The organism is Nonomuraea monospora, assembly GCF_039531895.1.
Taxonomy (GTDB): domain Bacteria; phylum Actinomycetota; class Actinomycetes; order Streptosporangiales; family Streptosporangiaceae; genus Nonomuraea; species Nonomuraea monospora.
In genome coordinates, this window is the sequence record NZ_BAAAQX010000019.1 from 18,639 (window position 1) to 36,516 (window position 17,878).

The window sequence follows — 17,878 nt, forward strand, 5'->3', positions numbered from 1 at the left end:
GGCTGCGGGCCTTCACCTTGGACGGGAAGGCGCCTGGCGATGGGCCTTCACCTCGGATGGGAAGGGCCTGGCTGCGGGCCTTCACCTTGGACGGGAAGGCGCCTGGCGATGGGCCTTCACCTCGGATGGGAAGGCGTCTGGCGACGGGCCCTCACCCCGGACGGGGAAAAGCCTGGCTACGGGCCTTCGCCGGGATGCGAGGCGCAAGTGTGCGGCCTTCGTCCCGACGGGAAGGTCATGGTTGCGGGTCCTCGCCTGGGCGGGAGGTCACAGGTACAGGCCCGTGCCGTGGTCGGTCTCCTGGGTGGCCACGGCGTGCAGGTCGCGCTCGCGCATCACCAGGTACACCCGGGCGTGCACCTCCACCTCGAACTGGTCCTCCGGGTTGAACAGCACCTTGTCGCCCACCTTGACCGAGCGCACGTTCGTGCCGACGCCGCAGACCTCGCCCCATGCCAGGCGGTTGGCCATCTTGACCGTCGCGGGGATGACGATCCCGGAGCCGCTGCGCCGCTCCTCGGCCTCCTGCTCCAACCTGATCATGACTCGGTCGTGCAGCATCTGAATCTCGAACTTGGGCTCTACCACAGGCTCAAGTTTACGAGCAGGCGGACGCGCGGGTCCCCATGACGCTCACACCCGGCCACCTACCGTGACCGGAACGATCATGGGAGGATGACGCCATGATCATGGCCTTCGGCGAGAGCGGCTGGCATTGGCTGAACGCCCCGCGGCAGTGGACCGTGGACGACGGCCTGAGCCTCTTCTGCGACCAGAGCACCGACATGTGGCGCACCACCCACTACGGCTACGTCACCGACAACGCCCACCTGTTCGGCCGCACCGTCCCCGGCGACGCGCGCCTCACCGTCACCTTCTCCGGTGAGTACGCCGAGCAGTACGACCAGGCGGGCGCCGTGCTGCGGATCGACGAGCACAACTGGATCAAGGCCGGGGTGGAGTACGTCGACGGCGGCTTCCACCTGAGCACGGTCGTGACCAGGCAGTTCTCCGACTGGTCGGTGCTGCCGCTGGGCCGGTCCGCGAGCGCGGTGACGTTCGACCTGGAGCGGGCGGGCGACGCGGTCACCGTGCGGTACGGGCTGGACGGCGCCGCGCCCGAGACCATGCTGCGCCTGGCCTACTTCCCTCCCGGCGAGCCCGCGCTGGCGGGCGCCATGGCCGCCGCCCCGGTGGGCAAGGGCTTCGCCGTCCGCTTCACGGACATCCGCCTCACAGCCCCCTGAAAAGACACTTACCCGTCACGGCAGCCTGAGCTCGGCGAACACCGGCCGGTGGTCGGTGTCGTCGAGATCCAGCACCTCGAAGCTCCGCACCGCCATCCGCGAGTCCGCCAGCACATGATCGATGGTCACCCCCGGCGACTGCACCAACGACCCGTACTGCGGCCACGTCGCCACGAACCCCTTCCCCATCACGTCCGCGGCGTCCCGATACCCGGAGTCCAGCAGGTCACGCACCGCGAGATGGTCGAGCGTGGCGTTGAAGTCGCCCGCCAGCACCCGCAGCTCCTTCCCGCCGCCCCGGGGCAGCGCCTCCAGCCCGGCCCGCCAGCACGGCTGCCGCCCCGCCCGCTTGGGCGCGCACGGATGCACGGAGACGACCTCGATCCGCTGCCCGTCCGGATGGGACAGCCAAGCCCTGGCCTGCCCGAAGGCGCCGATCTTGATGAAGCCGCCGTCCTTGAGCGGATGCCGCGCGTAGACGGCGGACCCGCCCACCCCCGTCAGCGGCTTGGTGACGGCGTGCGGCAGGGCCCGGCGCAGCCCGGCCTCCTCCAGCCGTTCCATCGCGTCGGGGGTGAACTCCTGCAACGCCAGCACGTCCGGCTTGAGCCGCTCGACCAGGGCGATCAGCTCGGCGGTGTCCGCCCGTCCGACCAGCAGGTTGGCCGCGAGCACCCGCAGCCGCGGCCCCCCGGCGTCGGGGTTGCCGTCGGTGAGCGCGCGCGGCAGCACGGCCGGCACGAGTGCCAGCACGGACACGAGCGCGACGGTGCCCGCCGCCCAGCGCCGCAGCAGGCAGGCCAGCGCCAGCCCGATCACGGCCGCGCACACCGCGTACGGCGTGTACGCCACCGCCGGCACCCACGGCCAGTCCGGCTCGAACCTGCTCAGCCGCACCACCGCCCACAGGGCGAAGGGCGCCACCACGATCCAACTCGTCCAAGTACGCACGCCCTGTATCGCCACAAACCCGGATAAGGGTTCATGAGAAGGTGTGCACCATGCAAGAGGCAGAGATCAGGGTCCTCGACGCCATCGACGAGGCCGAAACCGTGAACCTGCTGGCCGAGACCGTCAGGGTCCCCAGCGTCACCGGCACCGACGCCGAGTCGGACCTCCAGCACCGCATGGCCCGTCTGCTCACCGAAGCGGGCATGGACGTGGACGTCTGGAAGCTCGACCTCGCCGACCTGACCTCCCGCCCCGGCTTCCCCGGCACCGAGGCCCCGAGAGCCGAGGGGTACGGCGTCGTCGCCGTCACCCCGGGCGGCGAGGGCCCGCCCGCGCTGGCGCTGCAGGGCCACGTGGACGTGGTGCCGACGGGCGACCTGGCCAAGTGGGCGGGCAGCGACCCGTTCGCCGCCCGGATCACCGGCGACGTGCTGCACGGGCGGGGCGCCTGCGACATGAAGGCCGGCCTGGCGGCGAACCTGGCCGTGGCCCGCGCGATCAAGCGCTCGGGGATCAGGCTGGCCCGACCGCTGGCCGTGCACTGCGTGATCAGCGAGGAGGACGGCGGGCTCGGCGCGTTCGCCACCCTGGCCAGGGGCCACACGGCCGACGCCGCGGTGATCACCGAGCCGACCAGCGGCGCCGTCATCACGGCCAACGCGGGCGCGCTGACGTTCCGGCTGGAGATCGCGGGACGGGCCGCGCACGGCGCGACGCGGTACGAGGGCGTCAACGCGATCGAGGCGTTCTGGCCGGTGTTCCAGGCGATCAGGCGGCTGGAGGCCGAGCGCAACAGGGACGTGCCGGAGCTGTTCGCGGGCAACGCGATGCCGTACCCGATCGAGGTCGGCACCGTGCGCGCCGGCGACTGGGCCAGCACCGTGCCCGACCTGCTGGTCGCGGAGGGGCGGCTCGGGGTGCGGCTGGACGAGGACCCGGCGGCGGCGCGGGCGGCGTTCGAGGAGGCGGTGGCGCGGGTGGACGACCCGTGGCTGCGCGCCAACCCGCCGGCGGTGACGTGGCCGGGCGGGCAGTTCGCCAGCGGCCGGCTGCCGGCCGGGCACGAGCTGCTCGACCAGGTGGGCAGGGCCGTCGAGGACACGACGGGCGCGCGGCCCGCGCAGACGGCGGCGCCGTACGGGAGCGACCTGCGCCTCTACGCGGCGGGCGGCATCCCCGCGCTGCACTACGGCCCGGGGGACGTGCGGTTCGCGCACGCCCCCAGGGAGCAGGTCGAGCTGAGGGAGCTGCTCGACGTCACGCGGGCACTGGCACTGCTCGTTGTGCGCCGCTGCGCAGCACTCTGACCAGCGCGGCGGGGCTCATCAGCGCGGGCGGCGGGTCGTAGAGGTTCGTGACGCGCAGGAAGCGCCGCGTCAGCTCGGGGTCGTGCGCGGCGGCGGCGTGGAAGCGGTCCAGGTACGCGCCGATCAGCCGCATCTTCTGTGTCGGGCTGCCGTGCGTGGCGGGCAGCCGCAGGTCGGCGCCGACGGTGATCTCCCACGGGATGTCCACGACGGCGGCGATCCGCCGGAAGAACGCCTTCGCGCTCAGGTCGGTGTCGAGCAGCTCCCTGGCCTCCAGGGCGGCGACCGTCATGCCCTGGCCGTACAGGGGGTTGAACGAGCAGACCGCGTCGCCGGTGACCAGCAGGCCCTCGGGGAAGGAGCCGAGCTGCTCGTAGCGGCGCCTGATGGCGGTCGGCGTGTGGTACGCGCGCGGCTCCCCGAGCGGCTCCGCCGTCATGATCAGGTGGTGCAGGTCGGGGGCCGTGAGGGTGGCGGCGTAGGCGGCGAAACCGGCGGCGTCGGGCGGCGGGCCCTCGCCGTACCCGGCCAGGGTGACGACCCAGCGCTCGTCCTCCAGCGCCAGCGCCACCCCCGCGCGCGGCACCTCGGGCGTGGGGCCGACGACGGCGAGCAGGTCGCCGGCGAGGTGGTCGTCTCGGCGGCGGAACTCGCGCGTGCCGTACCGCATGTCGATCGCCACCCGCTCCTCCCTGGGCGGCCGGCAGCCCAGGTCGCCCAGCCAGAACGGGGTGCGGGAGCCGCGGCCCGTGGCGTCTATGACGAGGTCGGCGGGGATGCGCTCGCCGCTGGCCAGCCGCACCCCGCTGACGCGGCCCTCGCGGGCCAGCAGGCCGGTGACGGTCCGCTCGGCCAGCACCCGGACGCCGGGCAGGCCGCTAACCCTGCGCCGCACCTGCCCCTCCAGCAGCGGCCGGCTGACCATCAGCGCGGTGAGCCCGCTGGGGCCGCGGGCCAGGCGGTGCCCCGCGTGCACGTGACGGGCCCTGTCCTGCAGGTCGCCCCTCATGGCGCCCTGCGCGACCAGCTCGGCCGTGATGCCGGGCAGCAGCTCGTCCATGATCTCGCTGCCCCTGGCGAGCAGGCCGTGCGCGTGCCGGCTCTGACCGGCGCCCCTGCGGTGCGCGTCGACGGCCGGGAGCCTGTCGCGGTCGAGCACCGTGACCTGGGCGAAGCGTCGGTGCAGGGCCGCCGCGGACAGCAGGCCGGCGATGCTCGCCCCGATGACGACGGCGTGGTCCATATGGTGTCTCCCCCTGTGAAGCTGTTCTGAGCATTCGCCAGAGGGTCGCCCGCGGATGGATTTTCTTCCACGTCTTTTGGCGCGTTCCAGCGGCGGGGAATTGGACTAAAGTCCGGATGGTGCGGGAAACGTCGCTGGAGCTGCTGATGAGCCGGCCCGTCCAGGAGCGGGCGGACGCGGCACGCAACCGGGAGAAGGTGCTGGCCGCGGCGGCGCGGCTGTTCGCCGAGAAGGGGGTGGACGCGGTCTCGATGGACGCCGTGGCCGCCGAGGCGGGCGTCGGCAAGGGCACGCTGTTCCGGCGCTTCGGCGACAAGTCGGGGCTGGCGGTGGCGCTGCTCGACGCCCGCGAGCGCGACCTCCAGCAGCGCATCCTGTCGGGGCCGCCGCCGCTCGGGCCTGACGCGCCGGCCCGCGAGCGGCTGGTCGCGTTCGTACGGGCCTACCTCGACTTCCTCTTCGCCCACCTCGACCTGGTACGCATGTCGGAGACGGCCAGCCCGGGGGCGCGGTACCGGATCGGGGCGTACTGGTTCTGGCACCGGCACGTGACGATCCTGCTGGCGCAGGCCAAGGGCGGCGACGCCGACGTCCTGGCGCACGCGTTGCTGGCCTCGATGCAGGCGGAGCTGGCGGAGGTGCTCCAGGGCGAGTACGGCCGCGACCGCGCGATCGCCGCCGTCACCACCCTGGCCACGGCACTGACGACCTGAGCGCTCCGTCACCGGACCGGCCGCCGCCGTGTGCGCGCCTCTCTCCCGAAAGGACCCCGCTGATCACGGCGGGGAGGGGGCGGACGGCGGCAGTGCGCGGCGGGCTCAGGAGGAGGCGGTCACCCGGCGGCGCGCCTCCGGGACGATCAGCGGAGTGCCCGACTGCGGATCCTGGATGATCTCGCACCGCAGGTCGAACACCTCGTGCACCAGCTCAGGCGTGACGATCGCGGTGGGGTCGCCCTCGGCCACGATCTGCCCGCCCCGCATCACGATCAGATGCGTCGCGTACCGGCACGCCTGGTTGAGGTCGTGCAGGACGGCCACCATGGTCCGCCCCTGCTCGTGCAGCTCGGCGCAGAGGTCCAGCACCTCGATCTGGTGGGAGATGTCCAGGAACGTGGTGGGCTCGTCGAGCAGCAGGATCGGCGTCTCCTGGGCCAGCGCCATGGCCAGCCACACCCGCTGCCGCTGCCCGCCCGACAGCTCGTCCACGATCCGGTCGGCCAGCTCGGCCACGTCGGTGGCGCGCATGGCCTCGGAAACGGCGGCCTCGTCGGCCTTCGACCACTGCCGCATGAGCTTCTGGTGCGGGTACCGGCCGCGCGCCACCAGGTCGGCCACGGTGATGCCGTCGGGCACGATGGAGCTCTGCGGGAGCAGGCCGAGCCGCCGCGCCACCTCCTTGGACGGCAACGAGGTGATCACGCTGCCGTCGAGGTGCACGGCGCCGGTCTTCGGCTTGAGCATCCTGGCCAGGGCCCGCAGCAGGGTGGACTTGCCGCAGGCGTTCGGGCCGATGATCACGGTGAAGGATTCGTCGGGGATCGCCACGCTGAGGTCCGTGGCCACGACCCGCTGGTCGTAGGCGAGGGTCAGGCCGGTACCGGACAGGCGGCTGGCGGAATCCATCAGTGGCGGTCCTTTCGGAGGAGCAGGACGAGATAGGTGCCGCCGATGGCGGCGGTCAGCACACCGACGGGGAGCTGGGTGGGGGCGAGCACCCGCTGCGCGGCCAGGTCGGCGGCGGTCAGCAGGACGGCGCCCATGAGGGCTGAGGAGGCCAGCGTCACGCCGGGGGAGCGGGTCAGCCGCCGGGCGAGCTGGGGCGCGGCCAGCGCGACGAAGACGACGGGCCCGGCGGCGGCGGTGGCCACGCCCGCCAGCAGCACGCCGGCGGTGACGGCGGCCGCGCGCACGATCTCGACCTTGATGCCCATGGCCTTGGCCGCGTCGTCGCCCATCTCGATCATCCGCATCGGCCGCGCGATGTACAGGCACAGCGGCAGCAGCACGAGCAGCGCCAGCGCGACGGGCCAGGCGTGGTCCCAGCCGCGCCCGCTGAGGCTGCCGGTGAGCCAGGCGCCCGCGTTGGCGGCGTCGTTGATGTTGGCCCGGGTCAGCAGGTAGGAGTTGACGGCCAGCAGCAGCGCGTTCGCGCCGATGCCGACCAGGACGAGCCGGTAGCCCTGGACGCCGCCCCGGTAGGCCAGCAGGTACACCAGCACGGCCGTCACCACGCACCCGGCGAGCGCGCCGCCGGCGATCGTCATGGCCGACCCGCCCGCGACGACGGCGAGGATGCCGCCCGTGGAGGCGCCGGCGGTGAAGCCGATGAAGTCGGGGCTGCCCAGGGGGTTCCTGGTGAGGCTCTGGAAGATGGCCCCGCTGACGCCGAACGCGGCGCCGACGAGCAGCCCGGTCACCACGCGCGGGGCGCGCAGCTTGCCGACGATCAGCTCGGCGACCGGCGTGCCCTGCCCGAAGATCGCGGAGACGATGTCGGGGACGGGCACGGTGAACTCGCCCGTGGACAGCGCCGCCACGGTGACGAGGAAGCCGATCACGACGAGGACGCCGCTGACGAGCAGGGCGCGGGGCGCGAGCCGTACGGACCAGGAGCCGACGCGGACGTTCACAGCGCGGCCACCCGCTTCCGCCTGGCCAGCATGATGAAGATCGGCGCGCCGATGACCGCCCACACGATGCCGACCTGCACCTCTCCCGGCCGGGCGATGAGCCGTCCGATCACGTCGGCGCCCAGCAGCAGGATCGGCGCGGCCAGCGCCGAGTACGGCAGCACCCACCGCTGGTCGGGGCCGACCAGGGCGCGCACGGCGTGCGGCACGATCAGCCCGACGAACATCAGCGGCCCGGCGGCGGCGGTGGCGGCGCCGCACAGCAGGGTGACGGCGAGGCCGGTGAGGATCCTGGTCCTGTTGACCGCGAGGCCCAGCGCCTTGCCGGCGTCCTCGCCGAGGGCCAGCATGTTGAGCGGCCTGGCCAGCAGCAGCCCGATCACCAGCCCGGCGATCATGAAGGGCGCCAGCCGGACCAGCGTGTCGGCAGTCTGCCCGGCGAGCGAGCCGGTCAGCCAGAACCGCATCCGGTCGAAGGTCTGGGTGTCCATGCGCAGGATGGCCGAGGCGACGGCGGTGCACACCATGCCGAACGCGACTCCGGCCAGGGCCAGGCGGACCGGGCTGGAGCCGGAGCGGCCGGCGGAGGCGAGCGCGTACACCAGGACGGAGGCGAGCGCGGCGCCGCCGAAGGCGAACCACACGTAGACGGCGGGGTCGCTGAGCCCGAACACGCCCAGGGCCAGTGTCACGCCGAGCATGGCGCCCTGGTTGATGCCCAGCAGGCCGGGGTCGGCCAGCGGGTTGCGGGTCAGGCTCTGCATGAGCGCGCCGGCCAGCCCGAGCGTGGCGCCCACGCCGAGGCCGAGCAGCGTGCGCGGGACGCGCAGCTCGCGGATGACCGTGTGGTCGTTGGAGCCGTCGGGCGCCGTGAACGCGTCGATCACCGTGCTGAAGGACACCGAGCGGGCGCCGAGCGCCACACTCGCCATGGCGACCAGCGCCAGCAGCCCCACCGTGACGATCAGCCCGGTGACGAGCACCGAGCGACGTCCTCCGGGCTTGCGCGCGTCGTCCGCCTGCCCCGCTCCGGCCGCGACCGTATCCTCAGCCGGGCGCACCCGACCCCCTCTCGTAGCAAGTCAAACTTAGGCAAGGCTAATCTAATGGTCGTACAAGAAGGCAAGCCTAACCTTAGGAGATGTACATGTCGGGACCGGTACTGGCTCGCAGGGGCTTCCTGTCGGGCGCGGTGGGACTCGCGGCGGCCCTGACACTGGCGGCGTGCGGTGACGGCGGGACGGCCACGCAGGCGTCCCCGGCGGCCTCGGCCTCCTCCGCCGCCCCGGCGCAGGCCTGGACGTTCACCGACGACCGCGGCAAGAAGCTGGCGCAGCCCAAGGTCCCCACCAGGATCGTCGCCCAGGTAGGCGCCGCGGCCGCCCTGTGGGACTTCGGCGTGCGCCCGATCGGGGTCTTCGGCCCGCACAAGCTCAAGGACGGCACCAAGGACCCGCAGGCCGGCAACGTGGACATCACCAAGGTCACGGGCCTGGGCAACGTCTGGGACGAGTTCAACGTCGAGCAGTACATCGCGCTGCAGCCCGACCTGCTCGTCAGCAGCATGTACATCAACGGCACCCTCTGGTACGTGCCCGAGAAGTCCAAGGACACCATCGAGCAGGTCGCCCCGACCGCCGGCGTCATGCTCACCGGCAAGAGCGCCACCGAGGTGATCGGCAAGTACGAGGAGCTGGCCAAGTCGCTCGGCGCCACCATGGAGGGCGTGCCCGAGGCCAAGGCCCGCATGGAGGCGGCCACCAAGGAGCTGTCCCAGTTCAAGAACCTCAAGATCCTCCTGGTGTCGGGCGGCGCGGACGCCTTCTGGGTGGTCAACCCGCCGGAGTACCCGGACATCGTGCACATGGTCAACGCGGGCCTGAACGTCGTCACGCCCTCCAAGGTCGACGAGGGCGGCTTCTTCCAGACGCTGAGCTGGGAGAACGCCGACGAGTACGACGCCGACGTGATCCTCTACGACACGCGCACGCAGGCGCTCAAGCCCGAGGAGATGCTGAAGAAGCCCACCTTCGCCAAGCTCCCCGCGGTCAAGGCAGGCCAGCTCTACCCGTGGTCCGCCGAGGCGCCCTTCAGCTACCAGGGTTACGCCACCTTCCTGGAGGAGCTGGTGGCGAACCTGAAGAAGGCCAAGCCGCTTCAGTAGGCGCCCCGGACCTCGACGATCTCCGCGAGGGGGAACTCCAGGTAGTCGCCCGCCTCCTCGCACCAGGCGTCCAGCGCGCCGCCCTTCAGCTCGCCGTGACTGATCGTGGCGGTCAGCCCGCCGGTCAGGGTGATCCCGGCGCGCACGCCCCGGTCGACCACGAACCCGAGCAGCGACTGCTGCGCCGTCGGCAGCCTGGTCGCCATCCTGCCGATGATGGCCCAGGTGCGGCCGTTCCTGTCGTCGTCCGCCCGGCCGGCGGCGACGAGGCGGCGGGCGTGCTCGTACGGGTCGGGCGGCGGCTCGGCCAGCATGTGGGGCGGCGCCTCGAACTCCGCCAGGCCGGGGAAGTCGGACAGCTCCGCCACCTGCCCGCCGGGCAGCAGGATGAGCTTGCCCGGCGCGCTCTCCTCGGCCCTGACCCGGTGAATGGTGATCTCCCCGGTGTCGGAGACGGGCACGGGGGAGTAGCCGACCTCGCGCAGCGCGGCCAGCGTGCGGTCGGCCGGCGCGGCGCTGACCAGCACCGTGGGGGCCAGCAGCCGCAGCCCGAGCCGGCCCAGCCGCCGGTGCGCGGCGATCTCGGCGAGCAGCGTGGGGTCGGTGGCCTGCACCACGCAGCCGACCGTGCTCACGGTCACCTCGCCGTGCCTGCGGGCGGTGTCGCGGACCAGGTATTCGAGCGGCTGCGGGATGGTGCCGACCGCGGCCAGCTCGTCGAGCAGGTCGTCGGCCTCGTAGCCCTGGTCGAGGGCGCGCCGCACGCTCGGCGTGGTGAAGCGCCACACGGAGGCGGCGCCGCGGGACTCGCGGTCGGCGCAGCGGTCGAGCAGCGCCGCCAGCTCCGCCGACGGCGGCCCGGTGACGACGGCGGTCAGGTCGGGCCCGAACAGCGCGCTCCTGCGCACGCTGGCCAGCGCCCTGGTGGCGGCCTCGGCCAGCACCGGGTCGTGCTCGACCATGGGGACGGCGTCGTCGTTCTCGTCGCCGGGCTTGGCCGTCAGGCCGGCCAGCGCGCGGCCGAGGTCGGTCAGCGTGTTGTTGGCCAGCAGCCCGAGCAGCCTGGCCTCGTCGAGTACGGCGGGCGCGCACTCGCGCAGCAGCGCCCTGTCGAGCAGCGGGGCGTGCCAGTGGATGGCGGCGATGAGGCTGTCGCGGTCGGCGAAGGCCGTGCCGGCGGGCAGGTGGGCGAGCACGGCCAGCACGGCCCTGCGCACCTGGGCGAGCGCGGCGCCGGCCGGGTCGTCGCCGAGCACGGTGCCGTACTTGCCGTCGATCTTGCGCAGCGAGGAGCGCTCCATCCGCCACCACGCCGCCAGCAGCACCCGCAGCCGGGCCGAGCCCTCGTCGAGCCGCCACCGGTCGAAGCGCTCGGTGGGGATCATGCCGCCGGACGGCTCGTCCCAGGCCAGCAGCCTGGCGACCGCGCACACCTCCAGCAGCAGCCGCGTCTCGTCCTCGTCGCAGCCGGTCTCCTTGGCCATCCTGCGCACCTCGCGCACGCCCACGCCGCCGGTCTTGAGCAGCGGCAGCGGCGTCTTGGAGGTGTTGTCGAGCAGGGCCGCGCACCGCTCGACCACGTGCGGGGCGGCCAGTGTCATCAGGTGGTCGACCTCCTCGGGGTCGACGGGGATGGTGGCCATCTCGGGCGCGTCGGGCAGGAAGGCCGGGTGGTAGCCGGAGCCGCGCAGGCAGATCGCCACCTCGCGGGGGATCTCGGCCTTGTGCCAGCTCGGCCGGAAGAGCAGGCCGTGGTCGGCGCACCACCGCTCGGGCGTGCCGGGGCTGACGAACTTGGCGCCGTCGACGGTGAGTGCGGGGCCGTCCCAGGCGAAGCGGTCGAGCAGCGGCACGGTGCCGTCGGGGGCGTGGCGCATCAGCGCCCTGATGCGGTCGGTGTCGCTGAGCGCCTCGATGACGCGGGTGATCATGCGGCGCTTGTTGCCCTGCACGGGCAGGCCGAGGTTGCGGGCGAGCGCGTGCAGCGCGTCGTTGCTGATGGACCAGGCGTTCAGGTAGTGGTCGAGCGGCTCGCCGAGGCTGAGCGGCGCGGCCCACCAGCGCGAGACGCCCTCGGCGAGGTGGATGACGCCGTCGTCGCCCGGCCAGGCCAGCGCGTGGTCGTAGAGGTGCTCCAGCCAGGGCGTCACCTCGTCGGGCGGGCTGCTGAGGAAGCGCGCCAGCGACTCGGCGGTGGGGCGGGTCATGGCCAGGGTGGTCTCGGCGACCTGAAGGCAGGGCAATGGCAGGCCGCGCAGGGTCTCGATCACGGCGACGGCGTTGCCGAGCCGCTGGGCCAGGGTGTCGAGCCGCCTGGGCCAGGGCGCGGCGATGGCGTCGGGCCGGTTGGCCAGGATGCGGCCAAGCCTGTCCTCGTCCAGTGTTCGCAGCCAGCCGAGCAGGTGATCTTCCATCTGTCAGCACTCTCATGGGGTCGCGCGCGGGACTCACCGTGAGCCATGACCATCCACGGTAATGCAGATCACCCCCGGTCAGGAGAGGACTGCCCAGACGATCTTTCCGTGAGGCGCGAGTGCGGACCAGCCCCAGCGGAGGCTGAGCGATTCGACGATGTGGAGTCCGAGGCCGCCGGTGTCAAGGGGGCCAGGGTATCGCAGCACGGGCACCGAGGAGCCTGGATCGGTGAAGGCGCTGGTGACCAGCGGCCCCCTGCGGACGAGGGACATGTGGACCGAGCGCTCGCGGGACGGGTCGTCCAGGCACAGGCCGTGCCGCAGCGCGTTGGTGGCCAGCTCGGAGACCACCAGCTCCATGTTGTCGGCCAGCTCGCCGAGACCCCAGCCGGTCAGCGCGCCCACGGTGAAGCTGCGGGCGGAATGGACCGAGGTGGCGGCGGGCGGGAGGACGAACGTGGCGCTCGTAGAGGGGCCGGGGACCAGCAGATCGCGGGCGGCCTCCGGCCACCAGCCGACAGGGGGCCACCAATCGAACGTGGTCCACTGGCCGTGCGCCGTGGTGGATTGCACGTGATCATTCTGCTGCAAACTCTCGTGCAGGTGCAAGAGCGAATGCACGTGCAGACAACTCGTGCACGCGCTACGGTTGCCCTCAATTGGTCAATATGGGGGAAAGGGGATCTTGTCCGCGGCCCATGATCTTTCGGCCGTGAAGTGACAGACTGTAGGTGCATACTCCGCTACCCTGCGGTCGCCCGTACAAATGGGGCGTATCGCGGGTGCAACTTCACTACGTGCGGTGGGCGCCGCCGAGAACGGTGCGGTCCCATCGTGTTGCAAGGAAACGACCCTTCGGGGATATGGCCTTCAGGGATAGGACCGAGGAGCAGCACGTGTCGATTGATCCGCCCGGGACCGGTTCAACCGTTCGGCGCATCATGCTGGGGGCGAGTCTCAGGCGCCTCCGCGAGGCCAGCGGGCTCGACCGGGCACAGGCCGGATTCCACATCCGGGCGTCCGAGTCCAAGATCAGTCGCATGGAGCTCGGCCGCGTCGGCTTCAAGACACGTGACGTGGAAGACCTGCTCACCTTGTACGGCGTCGTCGACGATGCCGAACGCCGTGCCCTGCTGGAGATGGTGCGCGAGGCCAACACCCCCGGGTGGTGGCACAAGTACTCGGCCGAGCTGCCGTCGTGGTTCACCACGTACATCGGCCTGGAGGAGGCCGCGAGCGTGATCCGTACCTATGAGGTGCAGTTCGTGCCCGGCCTGCTGCAGACGGCCTCGTACGCGCGCTCGGTCTTCCAGCTCGGCAACCCCGATGCGAGCCCCGAGAGAATCGAACGGCGCGTGCACATGCGCATGCAGCGCCAGGAGCGCTTCACCCAGAAGGACGGACCCCGGTTGTGGGCCGTCATCGACGAGGCGGCGCTCAAGCGGACCATCGGCGGGCGGGAGGTCATGTCCGAGCAGCTCCGGCATCTGCTGGAAGTCGCCGCCCTTCCCAACATCACCCTCCAGGTGATGCCCTTCAGATTCGGCAAGCACGCCGCCGAGGGGGGCGCGTTCAGCATCTTGCGGTTTCCCGAGTCCGACTTGTCGGACGTTGTCTACGTCGAGCAGCTCTGGGGTGCCCTGTACCTGGACAAGCGTGAGGACATCGATCCGTACCTCACGGCCATGGAGCAGTTGTGCGTGGAGAGCACCACGCCAGGGGGCACCGTCGAGCTCATCGGCGGTCTTCTCAGAAAGATGTAGATGAACCAGACCTACAACGGCATGCCCGCGGCCGACCTCACCCAGGTCGCCTGGCGCAAGAGCCGCTACAGCAACTCGCAGGGCAACTGCGTCGAGCTCGCCGAGCTCCCCGACGGGGGCATCGCGGTGCGCAACTCCCGTTTCCCCGACGGCCCTGCCCTCATCTATACCCGCGACGAGATCCGGGCCCTGGTGCTCGGGGTGAAGGACGGAGAGTTCGACGGCCTGCTCGTGTAACAGCATGTTCACACACGGCGCGCCCGCGTAACGGGGGCGCGCCGGAGGCGTAACCGCCCGGCCTCGTCCTTCGGCCAATATTCGGGTCATGCTCGACCAGATGACTCTGTATCCGATCGCCGACGACGTGCTGTTCGCGCCGGGCGGCAAGGTCGTGATTCGCACCTATGGCGTGGCGCCCGCCACCACGGGCGCCTCCGTCTCCTACCGCACCTGGGTAACCGGCATCAGGGACCAGCCGCGTTACTGGCACTGGGGCCACTTCGAGGACGCCGCCTCCGGGCACCGCAAGGTCCTCGAGTGGCTGACCGGGCGCGGGCCCCAGCCTTCCCAAGCGCTGTCCTGATCGCTATCCTCTGAGCCGAGCAATCGCTTGGTAGACCAGAGGAGGCGTGGTGCGGCGCGCGATCCACCTGATCGAGGAGGTCGACTTCCGGCCCATGAACTCCAGGCGTCCGCTGGAGTACCTCACCTGGCTGACCCGCTACAAGCGCGAGGACGCGGAGCGCACCGCCCCCGAGCTGACCTCCGGCATGTCCATCAGGTCACGCGAGATCGACCTCGTGGGCGCCTTCTACGCCGTCGGCATCACCGGCCACCCCCAGTTCAAGGCCGTCACACTGTGGGACTGCCACGGCGGCTGGGACGGCGGCTGGCGGCAGATGATGGAGATCTACCAGGGCGTGGACGAGCGCCTGTTCCTGTCCGACATCGACGACCTGCGCTTCTCCGCCTACTCGCGGCCACTCGGCGCCGTGCCCGGCTGCCCGCCGCTCGCCGAGGCGCCCGCCGCCGAGCTCTACCTCTTCGAGAACGCCCGCGTCCGCCCCGGCGCCGCCCTCGACTACCTGCACGCCGTACGCACCGAGCGGGCCCCGCTGCTCGCCGAGCACGGCCACACCCTCGTCGGCCTGTACGAGGTGCTCTTCTGCGACACGGAAGCGGTCACCGTCTGGGCCGTCTCCCTCGACGACCACCTGGCCACCCAGCGCGCCCGCGACGCGGCCCTGGGCCTCGACGACGAGATCGAGCCCGATTCTCGGCTGTTGGACTGGGGAAAACGCGCGCGCGACTACCTAGAAGGCCGCTGGCGTGAGACGCTGCTGGCACCGTTCCCCGGCTGCCGCCTGGCGCCGAGGACCCCGCCGGGTTAGCGTCGGCTGCGGAGGTGGCCATGACGGACTCCTACCTCTACAACGGGCAGAGCCCAGACGACCATGTCGCCTCGTGCCCTGACTGCAGCGCCGCCATCGCGCTGCTCGACAGGCCGCCCGAGACGCCCGTCGAGCCGCCCGCGTCGCTGCGCGAGGCCGTGCTGTCCATGGCACGCCGGCGCCGCAGCCCGGCCGTGGTGCCCGTGGCGACGGTGGCGGTCCCGTACGCCGAGCAGGTCGCGCTCATGGACGACCTGCTGGCCGACCTGAGCGCGCCCGACTGGGAGAGGCCGATCGCCAAGCACGGCACGATCAGGGGCGTGGTCGAGCACCTGGCCGCCAACGACGCGACCGTGGCCGCGTTCATGGGCGTGGCGGGCGCCGGCGTGGTCACGCTGCCCGTGCCGATCCACCGGCGCTGGCGCGACCAGGCCGGGTCCCTGCTGCAACGGGTCTCGGCAGGCAACGAGGTGCTGCTGGGCGTGGAGGTCGCGCTGGCGGGCACCAGCCCCACCCCGGCGCGCGCGCCGCTGCGCCAGGTCATGATCCAGCGCACGTTCGAGACGTGGACGCACGCCGACGACATCAGGGCCGCCACCGACCGGTCCAGGGCCGAGCCCCGGCCCGAGCACGTGCACATGATCGCCGAGTTCGGCCTGGCCATGCTGCCGGCCGCGATGAAGGGGCCGCGCCGCGACGTCTCCGCCACCGTCGTGCTGACCGGCCCGGGCGGCGGCACCTGGACGATCCCGCTCTCCAAGACCTCCGACCACGTCGGCGTGCTCGTCTCCGCCGACGCCGTCGAGTTCTGCCGGCTGATGGCCAACCGGTTGCCGCCCGACTGCTTCCCGTACGCCGCCGAGGGCGACCCCGCGCTCGCCCGCGACCTGATCCGCGCCGCCGCGACGCTGGGATGCGACTGATGAGCGACATGGACCTGTGCGCGCGGCTGACGGCCGGCGACCTCGACGCGCTGGCCGACGCCTACGACCAGCACGGCCCGTACGTGTACGGCGTCGCCGTCAAGGTCACCGGCAGCCAAACGTACGCGGAGGAGGTCACCCAGCACGTGTTCACCGCGCTCTGGGAGCGGCCCCTGTCCTACGACCCCAGCCTCGGGTCGTTGCGGGGCTGGCTGGTGAGCAGGGCCCTGCACGAGTCGGCCCTGCGCACGAAGGTCTGACGATTCAGCAGACGGGGGCGTTCCAGGTGGTGAGCACCGGCTCCGCGTGCTCGAAGCCGAGCCGCGAGTAGGTGCCCGTGTCCAGCTTCAGCAGCCTGCCGTCCTCGGGCGCCAGGCGCAGCCAGCGGGCGGCCAGCACGCGCAGGAAGTGCCCGTGCGCCACCAGCGCCACCCGCCCCTCCACCGCCCTGGCCCGCTCGATCACCCGGTCGGCGCGCGCGCCCACCTGTGCCACGCTCTCGCCGGGATGCTCGGCGTCACCAGGGATCACCCCGTCACGCCACAGGTACCAGCCGGGCCGGGTCTCCCGGATCTCCGGCGTGGTGATCCCCTCGTAGCCGCCGTAGTCCCATTCCCACAGATCGGCGTCCACCTGGTACTCCGACAGCCCGGCCAGCTCCGCCGTGCGGCGGGCGCGCTGGGCGGGGGAGACGAGCACCAGCTCGAACGGCTCCTTGACCAGCGGCGCCAGGGCTCTGGCCTGCTCCTCGCCGTGCTCCGTCAACGGCAGGTCGGTACGGCCGGTGTGCCTGCCCGCCTTGCTCCACTCGGTCTCGCCGTGCCTGAGCAGCAACATCTCATTCATGTGTCCCATCATCCGGCACGGCCCGGCTCAGCCGGTGGCCAGGTCTTCCACGACGGGTTCGAAGGTGTCCAGGTCGCGCTCGTGGTGCAGCACGAAGTAGGAGACGTCGTGCTCGTCGCGCCAGTGGCGGATCTTGTCGGCGATGTCGTGCCGGGTGCCCAGCAGCACCTGCGGCGTCTCGTCCAGCGCGGCGCTGTCGGCGGCGCTCCACGCCTCCTCGGCCTTCCGCTCGCCCGCCTGGATCACGCTGGTGCCCAGTTCGAGCCGCGCGTACCGCTCGCCGGCGGCCTCGCGCACGGCGGCGAGCTTGGCGAGCAGCGCCGGCAGCCCGCCGTCGCGGGGGTCTGGCCCGCTGCCGTCGGGCTTGACCCGCATCCCGATGTTCACGACGTCGGCCTCCTCGGCCGCCAGCCGCAACATCCGGGCGCCGCCCGCGCCGATCACCAGCGGCGGCCCGGGTCGCTGGAGGGGCTTCGGCCGCTGGTCGAGCCCGGAGATCCGGTAGTGCCGCCCCTCGAAGCGGAACGGCTCCTCGCCCCAGAGCCCCTTGAGCACGGCCAGGGCCTCCCGCAGCCGCTCGATCCGCACGCCGGGCGGCTCCAGCGCCAGGCCCGCGCCCGTGTAGTCGCCCGCCATCCAGCCGGTCCCGATGCCGACCTCCAGCCGCCCGCCGGACAGTACGTCCAGCGTGGCCGTCTCCTTGGCCAGCACGGCCGGATGGCGGAAGTCGTTGGCGAACACCAGCGTGCCCACCCGCAGCCTGCTGGTGGCGCAGGCCGCCGCCGTGAGCGCGGCGATCGGGGCGAACCTGGGGCCGACGAGGTGGTCGGGGACGAGCAGCACGTCGAACCCGGCCCCCTCCAGCCTTCTCGCCTTCTCCGCCCACGCCTTGCCCGACCCGGCCTCCCGGACCACCGCTCCGAACCTGATCCGCCGCACGCCGCCTCCCGCCAAGTGCTCGCCCGGGATCATTGTGGCCCACGAGCCGGGGTCTTAC

At 72.2% G+C, this 17,878-nt stretch carries 20 protein-coding genes; 10 read left to right on the top strand and 10 right to left on the bottom strand.

What is annotated here, in order from left to right:
- Nucleotides 1-267: 267 nt before the first annotated feature.
- Nucleotides 268-588 (bottom strand): GroES family chaperonin, encoded by a 321-nt coding sequence (locus ABD331_RS32035; protein ID WP_148437906.1) that lies wholly within the window; start codon nt 586-588, stop codon nt 268-270.
- A gap of 95 nt (nt 589-683) precedes the next feature.
- On the opposite strand from ABD331_RS32035, the gene ABD331_RS32040 reads away from it, so the two are divergent.
- Nucleotides 684-1,247 (top strand): DUF1349 domain-containing protein, encoded by a 564-nt coding sequence (locus tag ABD331_RS32040; protein WP_344482822.1) that lies wholly within the window; start codon nt 684-686, stop codon nt 1,245-1,247.
- A 15-nt stretch (nt 1,248-1,262) separates the two neighbouring features.
- On the opposite strand, the gene ABD331_RS32045 is transcribed toward ABD331_RS32040, so the two are convergent.
- Entirely contained in the window at nt 1,263-2,198 is a 936-nt protein-coding gene (locus tag ABD331_RS32045) for an endonuclease/exonuclease/phosphatase family protein (RefSeq protein WP_344482825.1), read from the bottom strand.
- 50 nt (nt 2,199-2,248) lie between these two features.
- Between ABD331_RS32045 and ABD331_RS32050 the strand changes: the two genes are divergently transcribed.
- Complete coding sequence (locus ABD331_RS32050) at nt 2,249-3,505, top strand: ArgE/DapE family deacylase (RefSeq protein ID WP_344482828.1); 1,257 nt, start codon at nt 2,249-2,251, stop codon at nt 3,503-3,505.
- Here the strand turns inward: ABD331_RS32050 and ABD331_RS32055 are convergent.
- Nucleotides 3,456-4,748, bottom strand: a complete 1,293-nt coding sequence (locus tag ABD331_RS32055) for an FAD-dependent oxidoreductase (protein WP_344482831.1) — start codon at nt 4,746-4,748, stop codon at nt 3,456-3,458. The two genes, ABD331_RS32050 and ABD331_RS32055, sit on opposite strands and share 50 nt — an antisense overlap.
- Nucleotides 4,749-4,867: 119 nt before the next feature.
- Here ABD331_RS32055 and ABD331_RS32060 point away from each other — a divergent pair, with 119 nt between their 5' ends.
- Entirely contained in the window at nt 4,868-5,461 is a 594-nt protein-coding gene (locus ABD331_RS32060; protein WP_344482834.1) for a TetR/AcrR family transcriptional regulator, read from the top strand.
- A 105-nt stretch (nt 5,462-5,566) separates the two neighbouring features.
- On the opposite strand, the gene ABD331_RS32065 is transcribed toward ABD331_RS32060, so the two are convergent.
- Genes ABD331_RS32065 through ABD331_RS32075 form a run of 3 tightly spaced genes read right to left on the bottom strand, consistent with a single transcriptional unit; the run spans nt 5,567 to nt 8,441 of the window.
- Nucleotides 5,567-6,373 carry an ABC transporter ATP-binding protein gene (locus ABD331_RS32065; protein ID WP_344482837.1) on the bottom strand — a complete coding sequence of 269 codons (807 nt, stop codon included), beginning with the start codon at nt 6,371-6,373 and terminating at the stop codon, nt 5,567-5,569.
- Complete coding sequence (locus tag ABD331_RS32070; protein WP_344482840.1) at nt 6,373-7,380, bottom strand: FecCD family ABC transporter permease; 1,008 nt, start codon at nt 7,378-7,380, stop codon at nt 6,373-6,375. Before ABD331_RS32070 ends, ABD331_RS32065 begins: the two co-directional genes overlap by 1 nt.
- Complete coding sequence (locus tag ABD331_RS32075; protein WP_344482843.1) at nt 7,377-8,441, bottom strand: FecCD family ABC transporter permease; 1,065 nt, start codon at nt 8,439-8,441, stop codon at nt 7,377-7,379. Before ABD331_RS32075 ends, ABD331_RS32070 begins: the two co-directional genes overlap by 4 nt.
- An 86-nt stretch (nt 8,442-8,527) precedes the next feature.
- On the opposite strand from ABD331_RS32075, the gene ABD331_RS32080 reads away from it, so the two are divergent.
- Nucleotides 8,528-9,544 (top strand): ABC transporter substrate-binding protein, encoded by a 1,017-nt coding sequence (locus ABD331_RS32080; protein ID WP_344482846.1) that lies wholly within the window; start codon nt 8,528-8,530, stop codon nt 9,542-9,544.
- Here ABD331_RS32080 and ABD331_RS32085 read toward each other — a convergent pair.
- Together ABD331_RS32085 and ABD331_RS32090 are read right to left on the bottom strand one after the other, a co-directional pair.
- On the bottom strand, nt 9,538-11,958 hold the full coding sequence (locus ABD331_RS32085; protein WP_344482849.1) for a helicase-associated domain-containing protein: 2,421 nt from the start codon (nt 11,956-11,958) through the stop codon (nt 9,538-9,540). The two genes, ABD331_RS32080 and ABD331_RS32085, sit on opposite strands and share 7 nt — an antisense overlap.
- A gap of 78 nt (nt 11,959-12,036) precedes the next feature.
- Nucleotides 12,037-12,531, bottom strand: coding sequence for an ATP-binding protein (locus tag ABD331_RS32090; protein WP_344482852.1), 495 nt, complete (start codon nt 12,529-12,531; stop codon nt 12,037-12,039).
- Between the two features lie 368 nt (nt 12,532-12,899).
- Here ABD331_RS32090 and ABD331_RS32095 point away from each other — a divergent pair, with 368 nt between their 5' ends.
- The 6 genes from ABD331_RS32095 to ABD331_RS32120 all read left to right on the top strand — a co-directional run bounded on the left by ABD331_RS32095 (nt 12,900) and on the right by ABD331_RS32120 (nt 16,295).
- A complete protein-coding gene (locus ABD331_RS32095; protein ID WP_148437917.1) occupies nt 12,900-13,721 on the top strand; it encodes a helix-turn-helix domain-containing protein in 822 nt (273 codons plus the stop codon).
- Nucleotides 13,722-13,958, top strand: a complete 237-nt coding sequence (locus ABD331_RS32100) for a DUF397 domain-containing protein (RefSeq protein WP_043632079.1) — start codon at nt 13,722-13,724, stop codon at nt 13,956-13,958.
- Nucleotides 13,959-14,058: 100 nt separating this feature from the next.
- Nucleotides 14,059-14,304, top strand: coding sequence for a 3'-5' exonuclease family protein (locus tag ABD331_RS32105; RefSeq protein ID WP_225273446.1), 246 nt, complete (start codon nt 14,059-14,061; stop codon nt 14,302-14,304).
- Nucleotides 14,305-14,353: 49 nt separating this feature from the next.
- A complete protein-coding gene (locus tag ABD331_RS32110) occupies nt 14,354-15,112 on the top strand; it encodes a hypothetical protein (protein WP_344482874.1) in 759 nt (252 codons plus the stop codon).
- A gap of 20 nt (nt 15,113-15,132) precedes the next feature.
- On the top strand, nt 15,133-16,035 hold the full coding sequence (locus ABD331_RS32115) for a maleylpyruvate isomerase family mycothiol-dependent enzyme (protein WP_344482876.1): 903 nt from the start codon (nt 15,133-15,135) through the stop codon (nt 16,033-16,035).
- Nucleotides 16,035-16,295 carry a sigma factor gene (locus ABD331_RS32120; RefSeq protein ID WP_187414634.1) on the top strand — a complete coding sequence of 87 codons (261 nt, stop codon included), beginning with the start codon at nt 16,035-16,037 and terminating at the stop codon, nt 16,293-16,295. Before ABD331_RS32115 ends, ABD331_RS32120 begins: the two co-directional genes overlap by 1 nt.
- 4 nt (nt 16,296-16,299) lie before the next feature.
- Here ABD331_RS32120 and ABD331_RS32125 read toward each other — a convergent pair whose 3' ends face one another.
- Together ABD331_RS32125 and ABD331_RS32130 are read right to left on the bottom strand one after the other, a co-directional pair.
- Nucleotides 16,300-16,881, bottom strand: coding sequence for a histidine phosphatase family protein (locus tag ABD331_RS32125; RefSeq protein WP_344482879.1), 582 nt, complete (start codon nt 16,879-16,881; stop codon nt 16,300-16,302).
- A gap of 27 nt (nt 16,882-16,908) precedes the next feature.
- A complete protein-coding gene (locus ABD331_RS32130; protein ID WP_344482881.1) occupies nt 16,909-17,820 on the bottom strand; it encodes a TIGR03621 family F420-dependent LLM class oxidoreductase in 912 nt (303 codons plus the stop codon).
- Nucleotides 17,821-17,878 lie beyond the last annotated feature (58 nt).

Bases quoted from the DNA above. Each gene is read 5' to 3' on its own strand.
- ABD331_RS32040 (WP_344482822.1), top strand. From the start codon at position 684: ATGATCATGGCCTTCGGCGAGAGCGGCTGGCATTGGCTGAACGCCCCG.
- ABD331_RS32050 (WP_344482828.1), top strand. From the start codon at position 2,249: ATGCAAGAGGCAGAGATCAGGGTCCTCGACGCCATCGACGAGGCCGAA.
- ABD331_RS32055 (WP_344482831.1), bottom strand. From the start codon at position 4,748: ATGGACCACGCCGTCGTCATCGGGGCGAGCATCGCCGGCCTGCTGTCC.
- ABD331_RS32065 (WP_344482837.1), bottom strand. From the start codon at position 6,373: ATGGATTCCGCCAGCCGCCTGTCCGGTACCGGCCTGACCCTCGCCTAC.
- ABD331_RS32080 (WP_344482846.1), top strand. From the start codon at position 8,528: ATGTCGGGACCGGTACTGGCTCGCAGGGGCTTCCTGTCGGGCGCGGTG.
- ABD331_RS32085 (WP_344482849.1), bottom strand. From the start codon at position 11,958: ATGGAAGATCACCTGCTCGGCTGGCTGCGAACACTGGACGAGGACAGG.
- ABD331_RS32095 (WP_148437917.1), top strand. From the start codon at position 12,900: ATGCTGGGGGCGAGTCTCAGGCGCCTCCGCGAGGCCAGCGGGCTCGAC.
- ABD331_RS32100 (WP_043632079.1), top strand. From the start codon at position 13,722: ATGAACCAGACCTACAACGGCATGCCCGCGGCCGACCTCACCCAGGTC.
- ABD331_RS32105 (WP_225273446.1), top strand. From the start codon at position 14,059: ATGACTCTGTATCCGATCGCCGACGACGTGCTGTTCGCGCCGGGCGGC.
- ABD331_RS32115 (WP_344482876.1), top strand. From the start codon at position 15,133: ATGACGGACTCCTACCTCTACAACGGGCAGAGCCCAGACGACCATGTC.
- ABD331_RS32120 (WP_187414634.1), top strand. From the start codon at position 16,035: ATGAGCGACATGGACCTGTGCGCGCGGCTGACGGCCGGCGACCTCGAC.
- ABD331_RS32125 (WP_344482879.1), bottom strand. From the start codon at position 16,881: ATGAATGAGATGTTGCTGCTCAGGCACGGCGAGACCGAGTGGAGCAAG.